This is a genomic window from Psychrosphaera aquimarina (genome assembly GCF_032461525.1).
GTDB lineage: Bacteria > Pseudomonadota > Gammaproteobacteria > Enterobacterales > Alteromonadaceae > Psychrosphaera > Psychrosphaera aquimarina.
Genome location: NZ_JAWCUA010000010.1, coordinates 976,421 through 998,612, shown reverse-complemented (window position 1 = coordinate 998,612; position 22,192 = coordinate 976,421). Strand labels below are relative to the sequence as shown.

The window sequence follows — 22,192 nt, the reverse complement described above, 5'->3', positions numbered from 1 at the left end:
AACCATTTTATTTAAATTTCAATTAGTATAATAATTTATTTTATTTACTCGAGACTATAAACGCATATCTACTAAATGTTTATCGAGTACATATTTCAAATCATACAAAACATGATCTTCCTTTCCAAATGCTCTAATCTTTTCAGCACCCAGTGCTTTAAATTCGTTATGTCCTACCGCTAAAACAATAGCATCATAGAAACCCTTTTCAGCTTGTTCTAATAGTGGTAATCCATATTCTTGTTCCGCTTTTACGCTTGAACACCATGGGTCCATAATATCGACACTAATATTGTACTCTTTCAGTTCTTTAACAATATCAACGGCCTTAGTATTGCGTATATCCGGGCAGTTTTCTTTGAATGTTAGCCCCATCACTAGTACATTCGCGCCATCAATATGAATACGTTTAGTTAACATTTTTTTAACTAATTGAGAAGCAACGTAAGCTCCCATACCATCATTGATCCTGCGACCAGCAAGGATCATGTCAGGGTAATACCCCGTAGTTTCAGCTTTATGTGTTAAATAATATGGATCAACACCAATGCAATGTCCGCCAACTAAACCTGGACGAAATGGCAAAAAATTCCATTTTGTGCCTGCAGCTTCCAATACATCTAAAGTGTCAATATCAAGTTTATTGAAAATGATTGAAAATTCATTGATTAAAGCAATATTTACATCACGCTGAGTATTCTCAATGACTTTTGATGCTTCTGCTACTTTAATGGATGATGCTTTATGAGTTCCAGCAATTATAATTAACTTATATAGTTGATCAACAATTTCAGCTATTTCAGGAGTTGAGCCACTAGTTACTTTTAAAATATTCGTAACTCGATGCTCTTTATCGCCTGGATTGATACGTTCAGGGCTATAGCCAGCATAAAAATCTTTATTAAAGGTTAAACCTGACACTAGTTCAACTATGGGAACACACTCTTCCTCAGTTGCGCCCGGATAAACTGTTGATTCGTAGATGATGGTATCGCCTTTACAGATAACTTCTCCTAACATTTTACTTGCTTTAATTAGTGGCGTTAAATCAGGCTGTTTGTGTGCATCAATAGGGGTTGGCACTGTCACTATATATATATTACAGGCGTTCAAATCCGCTTTGTCAGAGCTATAAGTTAACTGTGTAGCTTCCTTTAACTCTTCTGGCGAACACTCAAGTGTAGCATCATTACCGCCTTGTAATTCTGCAACACGACCTTGGTTAATATCAAAACCTAACGTTTCAATTTTTTCCGAACTCAACGGCTAATGGCAGTCCGACATAACCTAAACCAATGATGCCAATTTTGGCGTTTTCCAATGAAAAGCTCATACTATTTTCCTAAAATAAATTGCTTTAATAAAATAAATACGTTGCAAATGTGTTGAAAATTTTCAACATTTTGACTCAGGTGATTTTATCACCTAAGTCAAATTGGTCCGCGATTGAGATACAATCCAACCATAAAAAACTATCAACCATCGATAAAAACTGGTAGACAACCTTTCCTGTCATCGATTTTCGAACTCCGCCAATAGACTACCTATATGCCGTTAGTAGAAAAATAACAAATCATAAAATTAATACGGCTAGTTAAGTATCCAGCACAATAATTAACGTACTATTCGGTTTACTTTCTGTTGGTAAATTAATATTTCAGTTTATAACGCATTTCTCCACCGAGGACCCTAGTTCACTGAGTTAAAGATTTTTAAAGTTTACATGCTATCAATTTTTTATCTTTGTGTTGTATTCAGATTCCACTATTTCAACTGACTACTTGCGTCTAATACATAACGGTGGAGTACTATATGAATTTGTTCAATTACTGCTTTAATCACTTTTTCATCTAAATCCAAATAATCATGAACAATGACACTCTCATACCTATGACTTTTCGCCATTGATACTCTTGTTTATCTGGTATCAGTTTTAATTCTATTAATTTTGTGAGCACACGATAAGCTTCTTCTTGTACAACTACATTATTTTTCTAAATTAAATGCTTAGACATCCCTATTACAGGCTCAATTAATACTTGCAACAAAGACTCTGTTCCCTTACGTTCTATTCTGGATCATTGTCGAATAAAGTCTTCAAAACATTCGTTTACATGTTGTTGAACTGCATTAACGTAACCATCAAACATAGGGTTTCCTATGATATAAATGATCAATTTCCCACTTAGACATTATTCTTTGTTGTTCTATTATTTGTCTATAATCGTTTTCCTAAAAAATACTGAATTGTTGCTGATTACAGAATAGACTAACGTTATTGGCGCTAGGTTTAAATCTAAAATCGAAATTTTCATTTTAAGTTCATGACTGCAATGTATTGACTGGACTTCTGGTATAAGTCGTCTGTCAAATGGGTCGTCAATATCTAGTTCTTTCTCAGCTAATGAAGATATTTTTGATTAGTTACGAGATTGAGTCTTCATAATAGTTAAACTAATTAGTTTTTATTTTTAAAGTATCTAATCAATACAAATAGTACAGACAATATGCCACCTAACATTGTACCTAACACAACTATTAAGGCTCGCTTAGGCTTGTCCTTTTGTTCTGGCATCATAGTCGGCACTAACGTTTTTACCAAATATTGTTTGTTCACTTCGGTCATCATCAATGTTTTTGAGTGGGCCTCTATCATACTGTAAAACACTTGCCGCATCTCTGTATTAGAGGTTCCATCAATTTTGTTAGTTAAAAAATTAATACTAGCTTCGGCTTCTTGTTTATCTAAATTACGAAAATGGTCATTAAGTTCTTTTGTTAACAATTTTGTTAAATCGTAAGCTACATTCGGGGAATAATGACTAACATTTAGATTAATTAAGCCTGTATCTTTTTCTTGTGTTACGGAAATAGAGCCAGATACTGTTTTATAAGTAGCGAGGCTAGATGGTTCTAGTGTTATATTATCAGAGCCTAAAATCCATGCTTTAGTTGTCTTATTGTATAATAAGTCATCATAAACCAGTTGGTTTGTGGTTTTATTCCACCCAACTACTGCCATAAACGTCGGTTTTAAATTGTACTTTGTAATGAATGAATCTAAATAGTGCCAACTTTTCATTAACTCTAAAGCATGTTCTATTTTATTGTCACCGCTGCCACCAAGGTTGATACCAGCCATGGCGGCTAAACCTCCGTATTGGCTCGCTAAACCACCTAACCCACCGGAAGATTCTTGGTTTGTTGGAGCTAATACTGTTGTTGCTTTATAAATGTTAGGTAGGGACAATGCATAAAAGACAGAAGCTATACCGAATACTGCTGTAATAACAAATATTTTAAGTTTTCCAGCCCAAATTACGTTCCATAATTCTTTTAGGTCGATTTCATCGTCAGGGCTTTGCCCTGCAGAAAAAGAAGAATTTAGATTAGAGAATTTAGATTCTTCATTGTGCCATTTCTCGTATATGTCGAGTTTGGCTTTTAGTTCTGTCAATTCGTTGTTTTCTTTATTTTTCATAATCTTCTAAAAGCGATTAACCACAAAGGACACAAAGGACACAAAGGGTTTTAATTTAATTCAGTTTCGAGCCACGAGGTTCGAGTTATTTTTTTATCTGCTCGAGGTCCAGGACAAAAGCACTCCGGGATGAAGGCAGTTTCGAGTTACTTTTTTTATCCAGGTTTACTTTCTTCTTTCCCTAAATACTCTAATCCATTTTTTATAAATTCTGACAGTTGTTGGTAGTGTTTGTTTATCAACACTGAGTCGATTATTCGTCTATCAATGTTTAAATAATCGTGTACTAATACGTTTCTTAAGCCAACAATTTTATGCCAGTTTTCTGTTTCGCCTATGGTAAACAGATTTAAGTCGTTAATCTTTTCAAATGATGCGTATGCTTCATTAGGTACATTCTTGCCCGCTTTTTTAATGCAATGTTTGGCAATGCCAATACATGATCCTACATATATTTGTAGTAATCTTTCTGCGGCACGATATTCGTATTTACTTAATGGATTATCAAGGATTATTTTTGATAACTCTTGTAAATCCTCCTCCACTTCTGCTGTTTGTTCCTGCATTGCGTCAATGTACTCACTAAGCATAACGCACCTTATTGTACTGGTAATCTAATTCCCACTTCGACATGATACTTTGCTCACATCGCATTCGTAACCATGCACTTTTATCAAGCAATAAATAGTTGTCTGTAACAACTGTCATAGCTAGGGGTAACGGTGCCATTGAGATATCAATAAGGTTTACCTCTTGGTCTACCTGACTACTCAAATTGTTACTTAACTCTTCTACTCGAATTCTGTTTGTTAACGGTTCATTAATGTGCTCTTTAAACAATATCGCTAAATCATAATCACTGTTATCGCTGGCTAAACCTCGAGCTCTCGAACCGTATAGCCATACTGCTTGAATTGCGTCATTATCTTTTGTTAATGTGACGATTTTTTCAAGCGTTTTGTCTTTGGGCATTTTCATTCCGTTTCGAGTTTCGAGTTTCGAGTTTCGAGTTTCGAGTTTCGAGTTTCGAGTTTCGAGTTTCGAGTTTCGAGTTTCGAGTTTCGAGTTTCGAGTTTCGAGTTTCGAGTTTCGAGTTTCGTTAAATCATTTTATAAAGCCGCTATTAACGCAAGTGTTGTTGCCGATTGCGCTAAAATACTAGTTACGGTTTGCCATAACGTTAAAGTTGGTATTGGTTGTACATTGGCAGGCACCATTACGGTATCACCAGGCTCAATGTCCACACCTAACCAACTATCTACCACAATACGCCCATTGGCTTTGATTAAATAAGTATCATCATCTTCTGCAATCTGGTTAAAACCACCTGCACCAAATACATATTCTTTCATACTCATATCTTCAGTCCAAGGTAATGTAGTTGGTTGATACACTTGACCTAACACACTCACTTCATACGATTTACGTGGAATGATTAACCTGTCACCATCTCTTAGCTCTATAGAGCTTTCTAAGCTAGTGAAATGTTCAGGCTCAACAACCATTCTGCCTACGGCTTCGGCTGATTCTAACGAATCTAATATTTGCTCCAAGTTGTCGTTTTCACCACCTGAAAGTTGACCAACATTATATCTAGCGGTTACCAACTGCTTTTTAAGTTCTTTTTGTGCTTGAGCTAATATTCTATCTTCTTTTTCTTTTAGGTACTCACGCGTAAACACGCCCGCTTTAGGCGCTGCATATTCAGTAAAACCACCTGCACGCTGGATCAGCTGAGCTAAGGTTTCACCACGTTTAATCGTGTATTTACCTGGGAATTTAAATTCCCCTTTTAATTCAACCACCTCGGTTTGTTTCCAATCTGGTATGCGTTTTATAAATATTGCATCACGTGGCTTTAACTTAAATTGTGAGGTTATTTCATCTGTTAACGGTTCAGTAGATAAATCAAACTTTGAATCATCAACACCGTTAGAAGTAAATCTTGAAAGGTTAAAATCAACTAAATAACTGGCTTCCGTATACCCACCAGCCGCAGCTAATAATTGTTTTACAGTCATCCCTTCTGCAAGAGGGTATTCACCTGGGAAGCGGACCTCCCCTTGAATGGAGACTAACAAACGTTGATTTTCTTTACTGGTCTGTAGATTTATTTCTTCTATTAAGTCAGCAATTAGAAATTCACGAGGTTCATTTATATTAAATATATACAGCTTATCTTGTGATTTAAGTTGTAACTCTGTGTTTTCTAACAAAGACAATACTTCAAAATCGGTTATGTTTTTTTCTATATTCACTCGTTTTATCAGCGCATAATTTAAATCCGTTGATTCTTTAATATCGTGTGCTGACTTAATTAAATCTTGTACCGTCATATTCTCGGTTAATGGGTATTCGCCTGGCAGTTCAACATTGCCTATCACTTCTACAAGTTGAGTTGGATTGGTTCTTGTTGCTTGGGACTTTAATCTAGCAATAATGTTCTCAATATTACGTGGTTCATCTGCACTAAAAATCCAAATTTCATCACGGCTGGTTAACTCGACATTAAATTTACTTGTTGGTTGTTCGAAAGCTTTGCGTAAAGAAATGGAAACCGTTGAAATAGTTCTTACTAATTTATCTTCACGAACAATTAATCCGTACTCCAAGTCAGGGTTAGATTTTAACTGCTTAATATTGCCAATTACATCTAATAATTTTAAGCCTTCTTTGTACCCATATACGCCTGGTCTATTTACATGACCATTTAACACTACCACATTTTCTACTTGCTCTAATACAGAGCCCACAACCAAAGTATCTGCATTTCTTAAGGGCGTATTTGCTTCTTGTTTATTAGCTAAGTCAATATCGATTAACGTACTTAATCCATTATCATTGATTCTTTGTAATTTAGACGACTTAATAAATGCATTGGTAGCACCGCCTCCGGCAAGGTTAAACATATCTAACGCTGTTTCATTACCTTTTAATTCATAAAGCGCAGGACGTTTAATCGCACCTTTCACACCAACAACGTTACCTGAAGGTGGCACAAATACAACATCTCCAGGCAACAAATTCATGTCATTGGCGGTATCGCCTTTTAATAAGAAATCATACAAGTCTAATGAAGTAACTAATTTACCTCGTCGTTTTAGCTGAACATTTCTTAACGTACCCACATTTGAAATACCACCAGCTGAGAAAATAGCATGGGTAATGGTAGAAAGTGAACTCAAGGTATAACTACCAGGCTGCATAACATCGCCTAATACAAATACTTTTATACTGCGTAGCTCTCCCATTGTGACAAGCGCTTTTAGACCAATAACTTTTTGTTCTAACTGTTGGGTGTATAATTCTTTGAATTCAGAAAAGCTTAATCCTGCTACTGGTATAGGCCCAGTTTCTGGGGTAATAAAAACGCCATTTCTATCAATAACAACGGATAGGCTCTGAATTTCTTTACCGTATAACTGAAGGTTTATTTCATCTCCGGGACCTAATATATAACCTGCAGGAACGGGTACATTTTTTAATGGAGCAAAACCATTATTTTCACCAGAAAATATTTCATAGCCAAATGGTTTTAGTGGTTCTTCAATAGGCGTAACTTTGTCAGTACCTTGTTCTGTTAGTTTAATCGATGTGCCATTATCTTTAACTTGATCGACTAAATTAGTTAAGTTGGCACCATTAAAAGTTTTACCTTTGGATTTGGTTTCTTGATTAAATTCATTTTTGTTTTGTTTTATTTTTTTTGCAGGTAGATTGCGTTCTTCATCATATTCACCTGTTGAAGAACCTTTACTTGGCACTAATGAATCTAAATCAATACCATATTGTTTAGCTAATGCTTCTTGTTGAGCACGAGGAAGGTTTTTTAATTGCTCAATTTGTGCTGCTGAGGGAGTGATAGCAAATATCGAAAGCGAGAAAAATATTGCGCTTAGAGAAAACAAAAACTTCATTTAGAGCATCCATAACTTAGGTTTTAATATTACGGACGCTAATCTAACAAAAATTACTATAAATAACAGCACAAACTTTAGACTAAACCGTCTACTGTTTAATTATCAAGCTACTCTATTCATACCCATTAGGGTTTTTAGATTGCCATCGCCAGGTGTCTTCAAGCATTCGATTTAAGTCGTACTCTGCTTCCCAACCTAATTCAACTTTAGCCAAGCTTGCATTAGCCCAGCACTCGGCAATATCTCCAGGTCTTCTATCAACAACTTTATAAGGTATTTTTTTCCCCGATACCACTTCAAATTCTTTTATTATATTAAATACAGAATACCCTTTTCCCGTACCTAAATTATAAGTAAAACAGCCATGTTTTTTACTCTGATTTACCAGAGCCTTGATATGACCTTTGGCCAAATCAACAACATGAATATAGTCTCTAATACCTGTACCATCAGGGGTATCATAGTCTTCACCAAAAACCCTTAGCTTATCTAATTTACCAACAGCTACTTGCGAAACATAAGGTAATAAATTATCGGGTATACCGTTTGGATCTTCACCAATTAATCCAGATTCGTGTGCGCCAATTGGATTGAAATATCTTAAAATTGAAATTGACCATTTGTGTTCCGATTTTGCAAGATCTGTTAGTATTTCTTCCACGGTCAATTTTGACTGTCCATAAGGGTTAGTCGCACCAATAGGAAAGCCTTCAGTAATTGGAACTGCGTTTGGATCACCATAAACAGTTGCAGAAGAACTAAACACGAATTGGTAAATACCTGCACGCTTTAATTCCTCTAAAAGAATAATTGTATTGGCAACGTTATTTTTGTAATACTTCAAAGGGTTTTGGCTAGACTCACCAACAGCTTTAAATGCTGCAAAATGGATGACAGCTGCAATATCGGTATGCTCATTTAATAAATTTCTTACTGAATCAGATTTTCCAATATCTAGTTGATAGTAATCAAAATCTTTTCCTGTAATTTTTTTCACTCTTTCAAGCGCTTCTATTGAGGAATTGGATAAATCATCTGCAATAACGACCTTAAATCCTGAATTGAGTAGCTCTACTACTGTGTGAGAGCCTATATACCCAGCCCCTCCGGTTACTAATATCTTCATTTATAGACAACTCACAAGTTAATTTAGCGATTATGGAATGAGTTTGAAACAGACTTAACAACTTCTAAAGCTGAGTGCAAAGAACTTTCTAAGACATCGAGTTCATCACTATTAATTTTAGATAACATTTTTTTTATGTCTGTTGTTGATATTTCTTCCGTTCTTGGTAAATAAACAACTTCACAAATATCATTAAGTTCATCAAACTTATTTGTCCAATCTGATCCCATGCCCAAAATGTCTGCTTTATACTTTTCAATATCGCTTCTTTTTTGTTCCCAAGTATCTTCTGAAAAAACCAAATCTACATATTGAGTAGATTCTAAAATTTCTTTCCGTTCTTCATAACTATAAAACGACTTTTTTCCTTTTAGTGCATTAAAGCTATCACTGGATATACCTACATAAAGCTTATCACCAAGAGCGCTTAATCTTCTAAGTAATCTAACATGACCTACATGAAATAAATCAAAGGTGCCGTATGTAATAACAATTTTGGGGGAGTTATGGCTCATAATTAGTCAATCTAATTGGAATGTATGTCTATTTTAACAAATATTTTTAACTAATACTTATCCTATACCAAAAAACTTTAATGTTCGTATAAGAAGAGTAAGGAAAACCACAATGACAGAAAATAGAAGAAATACGTTGTATTTTTTAGATACTTGACTTTGGTCGTAAAGCCTTGGCAGTGTGCTGCTAGCAATCACTAAAATAGCAATAACCATTAATAACCTTCCAGCAACAATTGCAAAACCAGAACATGCTACACATAACAGTATAAATGCCCTTACTTCATTTTGCTTAACTAGCTCTTGACTAGTTTGTTCTTCTAATTGTTTTTTAAATACCTCAAAAATTGCTATAGCAAATAAAAATACCTGTCCAGCTAACGATATAGGATCTAAATAAATACTTCCTGAGTAATCGTAGCCTAATGCTCTTCCGATACTTAAAATCACCTCTTTTAGCAAAAATCCAACAACATATGATGTGATTAGATAAATTATAAACCAATTACTTTGTTTTAACTTTGTAAACCAATGGATTAAATAAGCAGCTAGAGCAAATACAAATGATGCAGGGTGGAAGATAAAACTAATTAAAATTGCAGGTTTGTAGTAACGCCCCCCAGCTATCGCTACCATAGCCCCAGTAAAAAAGCGAGTTTGTTCATTTAAGATATGACCAACTAATACTAATAGCGTCATCATCAATAGCAAGTTAGACGTAATTAGTGCTATTGATATAGACATAATAAACAAATAAGTGATATGCAGAAAGATATAATCTAAACCGAGCTGAAAATAAAACTTTGATAACGTTACAAATACAATACCGTAACTTTCTTGCTGCTTTTGAAACGCGCTTTCCAGCATTTGATAATCATGAGCGTATTCGTTAGTTAAAAAAATAACTAAGAATATACAAATCAGTTTTACTAAAAATCTCATAAGTTACTTTAACAATGAACGTGCGCGTATTAATGCTTTAAATTGTTCTAGCTTCTTACTATTAATCCCCGACTCAATTATATTTAAATAATCTTGTTTATTATATATTGACTCGGAAATTATTAATTTAGGATAATCTTTAATGTCATTATAAAATACACATTTTTTGGTAACTACAACCCATAGGTTTTGCTGAATTGCTTCAGCTATGACACGAGGAAAACCTTCGTAGTACTCAAAACTAATGCATATTAATGTGTTGTAATTGGATAATATAGCTTGTATTTCACTTGGGGAAACAATGCCTTTCGTATTATAACTCTCTGAAAATTTTTTGCTTAATATTTCACCGGGGCCAAAAATATCTATGGGACTTCCAACAGCCTGAGCAAAACGAAGCATTTCTTTATTATTAACAAACTTTGTCGTTCTTCCTAAAGCGATCATTTCAAAATTAAAGTCGCTCTCTTTCAATGGCCCAGTTAAATAATCAATTAAATAAGTGCCATTTTTTAAACCAAAATTATCTTTAACCTGGTTCCCTGTAAAATAAAATTTTACACCTTTAGATTCAAGCCGTTTAAAACATAGTTTTAGGATGACACCATATATGAGCCGGGCAAGATTTTTAAAGGTTGGTACTTCTTTTAAATAACGCCATGTCATTCTATTAGCACAAATATGAACATTAAGTTTATTTTGTACTTCTTTTTTCCATATTTGCGCAATTAACATGGGAACTAATGATGGAGCTCTCACCCATACTAGATCAGCATTAATAATATCGGTTCTGATTTTTTGCGCTTTAGTTTTTGCGTCAATTCTATAATTACGATTGAAGAAGTAGTTTTTTAAATAATCAATAGTTCCTTGAGAAGGAGGTAAATTTATTACACTCTCAGTATTAGGCTCATTCCCTCGCATTATGTAAGTAACTTTGTCGTTAGAAAAGTATTTATCTAACCATGCCACTGTAGGATTACTTGCTGCAATCCCTTTTACAAAAGCCATTTCAGCTAAAACGGCTACTACTTTCTTGGACATGATCTATTTATTCACTTTTTTTACATTAATAATGTGTTGAAAACGAGCATTTTCTGGCGGTAGTTTCATGAAATCACCAAACCGACACGTTAAGTATGCAATATGGTCATTTGGGCCTTTAAATGTGTGACCGTGTATATCAAAATCTTTTTTAGCGGGCCACATTTGTTCAGGCCTAATTATTAAGTTATGAAAAGGTGTTTCTACCCCATAACCAACAAAAAAATCATCTCCAGTTTTTGATTCAAACTGTTTTAACCAATTTACCAATTTATTGTTTATTTTATTAACCAATATCTTTGGAATTAAACCAACCATTCTAAATATAAGTCGTTGACCTAAACTTCTATTTCTCATTGAGAATTGACTTAACGCTTTAGTCAAAACTACGTAGCCCCAATAACGATTTGCTAACTTACCTAATCTACTTTTTGGGTATATATCCATTGGGAAGATATCTAGGAATAATCCATAAGGGTTATATTCAGGCATTCCGTTTTCTTTTTCGTTAATTTCAGCCACTCTTGTTGTTGGGTCATACAGTTTGGCAGGAGTCCCAACTTTATAATACGAATCATCTTTTGTAGTAATTAACTGATAAAACTCCGAGCTAGGCCACAATTGTACAAATTTATCAAAATCACGTCTTGGCATAACTACATCAAAATCATCATCCCATGGGATAAAACCTTGATGCCTTACTGCGCCGATCAAACTACCACCACTTATTGAATAATCTAGTTGGTTAATTTCACAAAATTCATCAAACTTGATTGCAATTTTTAGCATTTCTTCTTGAATATAGTCTAGATCGATCATTGTTGTCCTTTAGTATTGCTTAATAATGAACTTCGTCTTATTAAAAAATTAAATAGTGTACCTAATGTAAATAATTCAAAGCCATATAGTTCAGCTTCGGGGATAAAAAATATTGGGAGTAACAATGTTAACGCGGCTAATACTCCCCCCAATTATACCATCGGTTTGGATTAAAAAGTTGTTGGGCTAGCTGGCCAATTAATACATTCATAATACATAAAATAAAAAATACAGCATGTTGCTGCCAATAAATACTCCCAACAAAACTTAAAGCAATAACAGGAATTAAAGACCATTTAATTATTGCTTGAAACTTAATTTTTACCTGTGTAGATAGCAATACTTTATTGTCTTTTCTAAATAGGACGGTAGTTAATACAGCACTCGCACGTTCTAATATTCTTAAAGTCCTTTCTAAAAAGACAACTACCGTTGAAGTATTTGTGTAATTAACAAGAACAATTGACATGAAGGTTAACCAGCTTAGAGAAAATAAAACCCCAGACGTTATGAAAGGAATATAATTTTGTAAAAACACTTTCAGTGTCATTATCGCCTTACTTTTGTACTTTAATATTACATAGAAAGTTATAAACATATTAACAACTACTGTGCCGATTACGAAATACCAAACAGCTAATTGTTGCTCAAGTACATAAGCTAAAATACTTATTTTTAAGATTGTTTCTAACCAAGCTAGATATATAGGTAACTTTCGTTTTCCTAAGAGAAATAAGAAGCCCCAACTAGGCAGAGATCCTAGAATAACGAATAAAATTAATAGTTTAGTATATGTAAATTCAAATATAACAAAATTAATATCTATAACTAACAACGGAGATAACAATAATAAACGAGAAATAATATAACTATTATAGAAACCAAAAATAGAATTGTGGGAATCCTCTTTTCTCGTTAAATACTGACAGGTATTTGCGAAACCACTAGACAATAAACCGATACCAAACGTTGCTGTATAAAAGCCAAGCATGTTTTGAGCTGAATTATCATACTGATATATTAATATTGGAGCTACAATACCAAATAGTAGCTGGGGGATATAAAGTAGTATTCCATCACTTAATTTATTAAAAAGCTTTAATATTTTTGCTTTCATTATTTACAAACTCTAGCTTTTTTTCTAAGTAATATTTTATAAATGCGGCTCATGACTCGAACTGGAAGTACTCTAGTGCAGCTCCTAAGAATAAACGAAACTAACAACTTAAATGGAGAAGCTATTTTTAATTTTTGTTTCAATCGTAATAACAAGTATTCGGAATTGACATATTTAACCCCTAACCGTCGAGCTATCATCCCATTACCAATCCTTGCATCGACTAATACTTGCTCCTGATTTTTAGTAGTATATCCCGCAGCTATCATTCTTAACCATAGTGAGTAATCTTCCATAAAATGTAGCTCTTGATAACTTCCAACCTCCAAAACTAAAGACTTTTTAAACATAACCGTCATGTGATTAAATGGGTTTTTATAAACGCTTTGTTTCTTGATTGAGTCTGTAATAGCACCTTGCCTGACTAGTCCTAAATCTCCAGGTAATAAATTAAACTCTTCAATAGCGGAGCCAACTATTGCTAAGCTTGAGTCGTTAGCAAACTCAGCTAGTTGAAGTTCAAATCTATTTGGTCTATTTATATCGTCAGTATCAATCCTTGCAACTAACTCATTGCGACAAACGCTTAAACCTTTATTAAGTGCTTTACCTAAGCCTACATTTTCTTCCATCACAACCGTTGTAATTGGTAAACGTGACTTCCACGCATTTATTACATCCAACAACTCATTCGTTAGCGGACCATCTTGTACTACAACGACTTCATCTGGTTGAATACTTTGAGCTTCAATACTCTTTAATGCTGAAGTTAAAAAGTCTGGTTTTTCAGCAAAATACAAAGAACAAAGAACGGAAAATGAGTTTTTCAAATTACCTTCCCATACCGAAAATCACAACTTTTATTGTTTTTATTATTATGTATAAATCAAAAAGTGTACGATGATGTTTTATATAATATATATCGTACTTATGTTTCCAGATTGCATCTTCTAAAGAAGCTCCATATGGGTAAGATACCTGAGCTAACCCTGTTACTCCCGGTTTTACTGAGTGACGAAATCTATAATAAGAAATGTCTTTTTCTAAGTCTTTTACAAAAATTTCTCTCTCGGGTCTTGGACCAACCAGTGACATTTCCCCCAGGATCACGTTGAGCAATTGAGGTAATTCGTCAATTCGAGTCTTTCGTATAAAATGTCCAACTTTAGTTACTCTATCGTCATTCTCTTGAGCCCACTGAGCACCTGAACTTTCAGCATCAGTGCGCATTGAACGAAATTTTAAGACTTTAAATTCTTGATTAAAAAGTCCAACTCTTTTTTGTGAATAAAAAATGGGGCCCTTTGAGCTAATTTTAATTGCAATAGCCGTTGCAATCATAATAGGCAATGTTAATACTAGTAAAATGAATGAGAAAAATAGGTCAAGTATTCTTTTTACCACTTGTGTCCGTTTTGTTGATAAAATTGTAAAAGCTTTTGTATGCAAAAAATAACTACTTTGTAACAACTCTACTTCTGTATAACCTAAAACTCTATCTAGAAAGCTCACTAACGGCTCAACCCATGCACCTCTTTCAGTTGCATTAATCAAAAAGTGTCTCTCTTCTTTAGTCACAAAGCTTAATTCATGATGTAGTAATATCTTACCTTTAAATGATTTGAGATTATGATCATTGAAAATCACTTCAACGTCATATGGTTGGAGCGTTTTTTTATTTTTTCAAGAGAACTTTCTGAACAATAAACGTATATTTTCTTTTGCTTTATTTTCATTAATACAATTACCTATTTAAAAGCGATTTCTAAAGGTTAGAAATAAAACTAGAATACAAGATAGAAAAAAGCCTAGTAATGCACCAACAACAACAATTACCCCTCTAGATGGCTTATGCTTTCTTTCTGTAATAATGGGGCTATCTATTATTTTAAGCACATAGTCAACTTTAACTTTTGTCAACATAACGGTCCGATATTGTTGCTCTATTAGTTGATAAAACATACTACGCATTTCAGCTACATTAGTTGTTTCTAACTCGCTTTCCAAAAACTGTATAGTTTTTTCAGCTTCCTCTAACTCTTGCAGTTGAATAACCTTATTCAAACGGCTAATTAAATCAGTAACAATTTCTTTTGCTATGTATGGTGAGTAATGGTTAACAGCAATTGTGACAAAACCAGTTTCTTCATCTCTGTTAATTAGTATATTATTTTCTATAAAGTAATCATATAACTCTTGAAAACTGGGTTTTGGCTTGTAAGGTGCACTCACTTCCCGTACCCAGGAATTTGTTTTTACATCAAATATAATTTCATCATATATTAAAGAATTCGTAGATCTTTCCCAACCTTTAGCGGCTATTATGTCTTTGGCTAAATCCTTATCTTTAAAGTAATTAAAAAGAAAATCACGTGACTTTAACACTTCCAATGCCAATGAAACTTTGTCAGTAGGACCGCTACCCAAATTAACACCAGCTAATGCAGCTATACCACCTAGCTGCCCTGACATACCAGCTAGCCCCCTACTACTGTCTTCGCTATTAGGTGCTAACAAAGCTTTAGATTGATATATATTTGGCAGAATTAAAGCTATGCATACTGATAAAACTATGAACAATGAGGTGATAGTTGCGATCATTAGTTTTTTCCGCCATAAAGCGACAATAACTTCTTGGATATCTATAACTTTTACATTTTCCATTTTAACCTACAACCTACCCAACGCTGCTAAACCAACTGTTAACTGATAAAATATGGACGTTGCTTTTTCCCAAAGGGTTAATCTATCTGTATAACTTGCGTCCAACGGTACAACTATCGTATCTCCAGCTTTTAAATATGCTCGTTTGTCGGTGCCGAACCATTTATCTAAATTTGGGATGTCGACTAAACCGTTTGCTCTGATAATATAAACTCTGTCATCGTCAGCTTGTGCGCGGTATCCACCGCTTGAATTGATGTATTTTTTAGCGGTCCATTCAGGGTTATACATATGAGAGGTGGCTACTTGTACCTCACCAATTACATTCACTTCATTACGGTAAGAAGGCACGATAAGTTTGTCACCACTTTCTAGCTTTATGTCGTCTCTATTGCCAGCGATTATGTCTTCCAAGTCTATAATTAACCGTCCAATACCAGGTGTTTCAGAAAGTGCGGTTACCAGTTTATTCACGTCATTTACATTTACATTTGATACCGAAGAACTCATGGACTTTAACGCCAGTTCTTTATTTAACATTCTCGCCATGTCTTGCGCTTGTTGTTTTTCAAGTTTTCTCAACGACTCTCTCGTGAAAAATGCAGCGTCTAAAGACGCAAGCTCGGTTAAACCACCGGCTCTCTCAATGACTTGAGTTAAGGTTTCATTTTCTTTAACTGTGTATTCACCAGGGTAACGCACTTCACCTTCTAAGGTGATTTTTAACTCTTCGTTCCAATTAGCTTGTTTAAATATATTTATTACATCACGTCCTTCAAGCTTGATATTTTCTGACTCTACCCCTGATAATGCGGCCGATAAACTTGCGGACATATGTTGAGTGGTCACGGTCTCATCTACGTCGGTGGTTATTCTTGATATTTCAGTGCGATACAAACTAGCAGACTCTTTTAACCCGCCTGCTGCAATCACGGCATCCGTGACTGTAGATTTGCCATTGATAGGATAAACACCAGGGAAGCGAACTTCACCTCTTACTTCCACTAATTTAACTTTGGCTCCAGGTGTTATTTTTTGCTCCAATAATTGTTTGATTGGATATAACAATTGATGACGAGACATTTGCTGTGTGTTGATCAAAGCTTGGTGTTTTTCTACTAAATTACCAAACAAGATTTTGTATAAATAATTCGTTTTCTGGCTTTCTTCTGCTTTTAAGGCTTCTTCATCACCGTAAATAGCAGAAAGCTCTTCTAGTGCAACACGGTAGTTTTGGTTTTTAACACCTTGAGGCGTATTTAGTTGGTTTATTCTTTCTTCTAATTTTACTTCTTTTTCAAGGTCGTCAACCATTAACCCTTGTTCTTTGTAATAATGCTCTTTACCTAAGCTGTTAAAAAATAATACCAAATCGTTTTTATGTAACGGTATTACGTCTTTGCCTTGAATAACGTTAATAGGTGAGAATTGTTTAATATTGAAGGTTTGATAAAAGTTACCAACCGAACGAACAATGATCCCGTAATCAAAGTCAGCACCAATTAAAAGGTCTGCTGGGTTAGTTAAAATATCATTTAACGTCATCCCTTCTTGCCAACTTTGAGCACCTGGTCTAGACACATAACCTGCTAAGTTTACCGCTTCGCCGATACGTTCTATGTTTTTATGAACTTTAACAATATCGCCGTTATGTATTAGCTGCGTTTTACTATTACTGTTTGTTAAGTCGATGGTGTTAATTTTTCTTAACTGCTGAGAATCAAATGTAGAAAGTTGTACTGACTTGGCATAACCCTGTGGTGTTAAACCACCAGCGAATTCCAGCAGTTGTGCTAAGGTTTCGTTAGATTTAATTTCATATATGGCAGGACGTCGAACTTCTCCCATAACCGTAACTTGGTTAGCGATTGGAGCAACGAATATCACGTCGCCCTGCTGTATTCTTTGATCTGTGGTTACATTTCCTTTGAGCATAAACTCGTAAAGGTCAAAATGAGCAAGTGTTTTGCCTGAACGTTTAAGTTGTATATTTCTTAGTGAGCCAACTTCATTTGGGCCGCCACTAATAAACAACGCATTTGAAATTGTCGATAGACTTGATAGTAAATAAGCACCAGGTTTTTTGACATCACCCAGAACGTAAACTTGAACACTTCTTAATTCACCAATGGAGACAACGGACTTCATTCCGATCATCTTAGTCGAAATGATATTGGCAATATACTGTTTAACTTCGCTATAACTTAAACCAGCCACTGAGATTGGTTCCAATCCTGGTATGGTGATTTTGCCTTCGTTGTTTACCGTCAACAGATGTTCTTGGGACTCTTTACCAAACAAAGAGATGTTAATACTGTCTCCACTGCCAATGATATAATCCGAAGGCACAGGGATATTACCTTGAGGTAAAAATGCATCCTGCATTTGTTCAAACATCTCATAACCAAACGGTTTTAATTCTTTGTCTTCTTCGGCAGTTTTTTCAACCTGACGTAATGGATTGTTATTACCGTTTAAATACTGTGTTTCAGGTGTTGTTGTTTCTTCCGAAGATTTAACTCCACTCATATTAGAATTGAGCAATGACAAATCGAACCCGAATTGTTTTGCTAATGCAGTTTGTTGTGACTTTGGAAGTTTTTTAAATTGTTCTATCTGCGCAGCTGAAGGAGTGGTAGAGATCTGAGCACCAATAGAGAAACTAGTTAATGAAACTAATACTGTGCAAAATACTATTAAAAGAATGTTTTTACTGCCGTTAAACATATGTCGCTATTCCCTGAATTCTGTTTTTTATGAAACATAAAAAATGTAATCGGCAATTGTAATCTAATTCTATTCTAGATGGCACTCATAATTTGTAGAATCCTTTAGTTATTGTCATGACTGATTAAAATATATTCCATAACCGCGAAGATCATCCCAAAAACTAACTTTCCCTTCTCATTTGACACCAACAGCCTTTATAAATGGATTAATTAACTTAATTTACATTTGCAAAATAACTATCCTTTTCTACAATTTCCTTTTAAGGGTAATTTACCATTCAAGGAACGAGTATGAACGATCATGGGTCTGCAGTTGCTATTGAATTATTATTTAACAATAAACGATTATCTGGCTTTGCTATTGCTCCAGATGAATATTACTGGTCTTGTTTAAATATCTTTGAATGTGATAAATCCGAATTAACTTACGACGATGTCAAATATACTTCTGTTAATGAGCTACCTGAAAATACTTTTTTACACTTCCCTTGTTCAATTTCTATCTATAAATACTGCGATACCATCAGCATTGGCTTTATAAATAGCGAATTACATTTTCGGTTTGCCATGTCTTACAATTTAAGTACATGGGATGAGAACATTAACTTTCGTGGATTTTTTGAATTACTGCATGATGACATTCAACAAAGCAAGCACTTAAAAGTGTCTGACTGTTATCACGATGAACAAGACTATTTATTAGAGGTAGAATTTAATGGCGATATGTCTGAAAGCATAAATAACCAAGTAGAATTGGTACTAAATACCGTACTAGAGTTTCATAAGTTTAATGTAAAGAATGTTATTTAGGCTATTCACCTATTCAATAGAGATATAAAAACTACCTGCCGCTCGGTATTCCGCTATGAAATTTAAAATCGTCATCCACCGATGTGATTAACTCTGATTCAACACTGCCCAAATGAGACACCCTTGGTGTAATATCCGATTGCGCAATCTCTTCCGCCAATGTTAAATAGTCCTGATAATGACGGGCTTCCGAACGTAATAAAGAGACGTAAAAGTCACCGAGTCTTTTGTCAACATAGGGTGCTAACTTTGCGAATCGTTCACAAGAACGAGCTTCTATATAAGCGCCACAAATAAGTTTATCCACTAAGGTTTGAGGTTCGTGCGTTTTAACATGTTTTAACATTCCTTTTGCGTATCGCCCTGGTGTTATATGTTTATATTCCACATCGTATTCATCCATGATTTCTAATACTTGATAAAAATGATGTAACTCTTCTTTTATTAACAACACCATTTTATCTATCAACTCTTGTCCATAAGGTGAATTAGACTTAGGGAGCATCGACTTGGTTAGTTTATTTTTACTCGGTAATTCACGCCAATCTCCTTCTTTTTTATATATAAACTGTTCAAAAGGTTGTAGCCAATTTAATAGGGCATCCCCGCTTTCTTTGTCTACCGCATACTTGCGTATTAAATACATGGCTGATTGTGCGGCTTTAAGTTCGCAGACTAAATGATCGATTAATAACACAGGTAAGTTTTCAATTTTGATGGCTTCGTCAATCCAAGACTGTGGCGTTTCACATTTTAGAAATGACAATATCGGTGTTAATAATTCTTGATTAGACATTAAGCAGCTTCTATCTGTTTTTAGGAGTGATTATGCCGTTGATTTTATCATAGGGTGTCTGACAACTGTGCGATTTTTTGAGGGTTTTTATTTGTTGAGCCATCAATATATTGAACAACTGGCCTACTTTTATTTATAACCATTTTAGCTGCCAGATGTTGCTAGTACGAAATTCGACGTGTTCACAGGCTAAAAGATCCTGACGAAATGACAAATGGCACCGATTCGGTTTTTCGTCGTCAAAATTTTTCAACGCCTGTCTATTACCCGAATTAATATCAATTACAAAGTACTGCTTACCTTGAAGGTAATAAATGGAATTGCCTCTTAATTGCCAATGCCGCCAACCTACTATAGGGTATGCATCGATCACTTTTGACTCTTCACCACTTGTTAAATCAAGTTTATATAACCCGTCATGGTTAAATTTGGTAAAGTAAATGAGTCTACCCTCACCTTGAACACTATAACCGCCTTTTTTTGTCACCTGTACAATCTCATCGTTACGCAAATCTAATTGCCATATATTCCATTGCCCGTCCACTTCGGCACTGAACATAATGGTTTGTCCGACAAAACTGACGTAATGCACTTTTTTATATTGCTGAGCCAGCGCTTGCCAACTTTTGTTATTAAGGGAATAAGCAAATAATCGGTTATTGATGCTTGCGACTAATATATCGTCGTCCGGTGACCACGCCATAACATCGACATATTCAATCTCACCATCAAAGGTGGCAATCACCTCAGGTTTATTTTCATCTTGTATATAAATCTGTTTTTTACCCGTTCTATCCGATAGAAACGCCATAATATTCGAGCTATTACCTAAGGTAGGGTTGGTATTTGCTCCTCGGCTTGCCGTCATTGGATGTTTAAAGGTTCCATTATTACTATATCTAAATATGTTAATTGTGGTTCTACTCCACTCAGTTAATATTGATTTACCAGCCCCAATCGCAAGACGTCCATATTGGTCATTCATTTCTATTTTGTTAACGCTTAATTCCTTAACGCTAAACTCATACAAACCGTCATTATTTGAGGCAATTATTTGATCATTAGTACGCCAAACCAATCCGAATACATTATTAATAAAAGGCAAGCTGATACTGGTTTTATTGTTGTTGATATCAACTATTTTTATATCATCAATACCATCTCCTAGATACTCAACTATGGCTAACTTTTGATTGTCAGGTGATAACGCAAATACATAATCCCCAGTATTATTTCCTCGTTGTTGCGGATGTGTTATTTGTATTTTTCGTCCTGTATCTAACTGATAAGAGTACAGTGCATAAGGTTCTGAGATACTTGGTCGATACTGGTAAACTAATCGGTTATTGCTGTTGTCATAAACTATCTGGCTGATATTCCCTTCACCACAACCGAGTATTGAATCAACTTTTTGTGAATCCAGTTCAATTTTGACTATTTCACATTGTCTTTGTTGTAAATTATTAACTCTGCTGGCAAACACATAACCAGTATCCGCATATACGACGTCTGTATAATAATAGTCGTCATTGGTAATCGGAATTGATGGTTCTTGTTTCAAATAAATTTGAGCATTAGCGTTAAGACTTGAGCGATATAGGTACAACAAGGTATTGGATTTTTCATGGTAAAAAGGATTAAAAGCACTGCCGACAGAAGTAGTTAAAGGTTGTCTCTCTGTAATGATTAACCTAGTTTTATCAAGACCAGACTTGGTGATTTGTAAATAGATCCAAACGATTATGAACAACAATATAAGGCTAATCCAGATTGCTTTATTCGTTATTACACTGGTATTAACCGTATTCGTTGGAGTTTGTAAGTTGTTAGAAATTGTGGCTTTGTTCGTGAGTACTTCCGGCGTAACGGTTAACTTGTAGCCCACTTTACTGACCGTTTTTATCCATTGTGGTGATGATGGATCGTCTTCTATAATTTTACGAAGCTCACCAACGGCTCGATTTACCGCCGCATCACTTACAATCCTGCCGTCCCAAACGTGTGTTATTAACTCTTCCCTTGAAATGGCTTCTGCTGGATGTAGACAAAAATATACCATCAAGTCAAAAACCCGTGGCTCACATTCAATTTGCATTGCACCTTTGGTTAACTTCACCTGTTCGGTGTCAACCACTATATCGCCAAACACAAATTGCATTTATATCCTCGTTATCTTGCGTCATTACCATTTCATTATGAAAACATTGTTATCTCTTTATTGTGTTAAAT

The 22,192-nt window shown here is 34.8% G+C and carries 17 protein-coding genes and 2 pseudogenes; 1 reads left to right on the top strand and 18 read right to left on the bottom strand.

Annotated elements, in window-relative coordinates; translation table 11 throughout:
• Positions 1 to 54: 54 nt before the first annotated feature.
• The 16 genes and pseudogenes from tviB to RT723_RS16415 all read right to left on the bottom strand — a co-directional run bounded on the left by tviB (position 55) and on the right by RT723_RS16415 (position 18,355).
• A pseudogene (gene tviB, locus RT723_RS16490) lies at positions 55 to 1,333 on the bottom strand (Vi polysaccharide biosynthesis UDP-N-acetylglucosamine C-6 dehydrogenase TviB).
• A gap of 431 nt (positions 1,334 to 1,764) precedes the next feature.
• Positions 1,765 to 1,905, bottom strand: coding sequence for a hypothetical protein (locus tag RT723_RS16485; RefSeq protein WP_315948234.1), 141 nt, complete (start codon positions 1,903 to 1,905; stop codon positions 1,765 to 1,767).
• Positions 1,906 to 2,458: 553 nt separating this feature from the next.
• Positions 2,459 to 3,481 carry a Wzz/FepE/Etk N-terminal domain-containing protein gene (locus RT723_RS16480; protein WP_315948233.1) on the bottom strand — a complete coding sequence of 341 codons (1,023 nt, stop codon included), beginning with the start codon at positions 3,479 to 3,481 and terminating at the stop codon, positions 2,459 to 2,461.
• A 155-nt stretch (positions 3,482 to 3,636) separates the two neighbouring features.
• Positions 3,637 to 4,071, bottom strand: coding sequence for a type VII toxin-antitoxin system HepT family RNase toxin (hepT, locus tag RT723_RS16475; protein ID WP_315948230.1), 435 nt, complete (start codon positions 4,069 to 4,071; stop codon positions 3,637 to 3,639).
• On the bottom strand, positions 4,064 to 4,453 hold the full coding sequence (mntA, locus tag RT723_RS16470; protein WP_315948228.1) for a type VII toxin-antitoxin system MntA family adenylyltransferase antitoxin: 390 nt from the start codon (positions 4,451 to 4,453) through the stop codon (positions 4,064 to 4,066). Before mntA ends, hepT begins: the two co-directional genes overlap by 8 nt.
• Before the next feature lie 137 nt (positions 4,454 to 4,590).
• Entirely contained in the window at positions 4,591 to 7,398 is a 2,808-nt protein-coding gene (locus RT723_RS16465) for an SLBB domain-containing protein (protein WP_315948226.1), read from the bottom strand.
• A 115-nt stretch (positions 7,399 to 7,513) separates the two neighbouring features.
• Complete coding sequence (galE, locus tag RT723_RS16460; protein ID WP_315948225.1) at positions 7,514 to 8,527, bottom strand: UDP-glucose 4-epimerase GalE; 1,014 nt, start codon at positions 8,525 to 8,527, stop codon at positions 7,514 to 7,516.
• A 23-nt stretch (positions 8,528 to 8,550) separates the two neighbouring features.
• Positions 8,551 to 9,042 carry an FAD synthase family protein gene (locus RT723_RS16455; RefSeq protein WP_315948224.1) on the bottom strand — a complete coding sequence of 164 codons (492 nt, stop codon included), beginning with the start codon at positions 9,040 to 9,042 and terminating at the stop codon, positions 8,551 to 8,553.
• Positions 9,043 to 9,099: 57 nt separating this feature from the next.
• On the bottom strand, positions 9,100 to 9,984 hold the full coding sequence (locus RT723_RS16450) for a hypothetical protein (RefSeq protein WP_315948223.1): 885 nt from the start codon (positions 9,982 to 9,984) through the stop codon (positions 9,100 to 9,102).
• A gap of 3 nt (positions 9,985 to 9,987) precedes the next feature.
• Entirely contained in the window at positions 9,988 to 11,028 is a 1,041-nt protein-coding gene (locus tag RT723_RS16445) for a hypothetical protein (protein ID WP_315948222.1), read from the bottom strand.
• A gap of 3 nt (positions 11,029 to 11,031) precedes the next feature.
• Positions 11,032 to 11,847 (bottom strand): LicD family protein, encoded by an 816-nt coding sequence (locus tag RT723_RS16440; protein WP_315948221.1) that lies wholly within the window; start codon positions 11,845 to 11,847, stop codon positions 11,032 to 11,034.
• Positions 11,848 to 11,983: 136 nt separating this feature from the next.
• Positions 11,984 to 12,964, bottom strand: a complete 981-nt coding sequence (locus tag RT723_RS16435) for a hypothetical protein (protein ID WP_315948220.1) — start codon at positions 12,962 to 12,964, stop codon at positions 11,984 to 11,986.
• Entirely contained in the window at positions 12,964 to 13,794 is an 831-nt protein-coding gene (locus tag RT723_RS16430) for a glycosyltransferase (protein ID WP_315948218.1), read from the bottom strand. Before RT723_RS16430 ends, RT723_RS16435 begins: the two co-directional genes overlap by 1 nt.
• A 1-nt stretch (position 13,795) precedes the next feature.
• Positions 13,796 to 14,700 (bottom strand): annotated as a pseudogene (locus RT723_RS16425) (exopolysaccharide biosynthesis polyprenyl glycosylphosphotransferase).
• A gap of 16 nt (positions 14,701 to 14,716) precedes the next feature.
• Positions 14,717 to 15,628, bottom strand: coding sequence for a Wzz/FepE/Etk N-terminal domain-containing protein (locus RT723_RS16420; RefSeq protein WP_315948217.1), 912 nt, complete (start codon positions 15,626 to 15,628; stop codon positions 14,717 to 14,719).
• A gap of 6 nt (positions 15,629 to 15,634) precedes the next feature.
• The gene (locus tag RT723_RS16415; RefSeq protein ID WP_315948216.1) at positions 15,635 to 18,355 is read right to left on the bottom strand and encodes an SLBB domain-containing protein; all 2,721 of its coding nucleotides are present in this window, start codon (positions 18,353 to 18,355) and stop codon (positions 15,635 to 15,637) included.
• 293 nt (positions 18,356 to 18,648) lie between these two features.
• Between RT723_RS16415 and RT723_RS16410 the strand changes: the two genes are divergently transcribed.
• Positions 18,649 to 19,167: a hypothetical protein gene (locus tag RT723_RS16410; RefSeq protein ID WP_315948214.1), complete on the top strand. Its 519-nt coding sequence runs from the start codon at positions 18,649 to 18,651 to the stop codon at positions 19,165 to 19,167.
• 31 nt (positions 19,168 to 19,198) lie between these two features.
• Here the strand turns inward: RT723_RS16410 and miaE are convergent, their stop codons facing one another.
• Entirely contained in the window at positions 19,199 to 19,963 is a 765-nt protein-coding gene (gene miaE / locus RT723_RS16405; RefSeq protein WP_315948213.1) for a tRNA isopentenyl-2-thiomethyl-A-37 hydroxylase MiaE, read from the bottom strand.
• Between the two features lie 133 nt (positions 19,964 to 20,096).
• Positions 20,097 to 22,121 carry a winged helix-turn-helix domain-containing protein gene (locus tag RT723_RS16400; protein WP_315948212.1) on the bottom strand — a complete coding sequence of 675 codons (2,025 nt, stop codon included), beginning with the start codon at positions 22,119 to 22,121 and terminating at the stop codon, positions 20,097 to 20,099.
• Positions 22,122 to 22,192 lie beyond the last annotated feature (71 nt).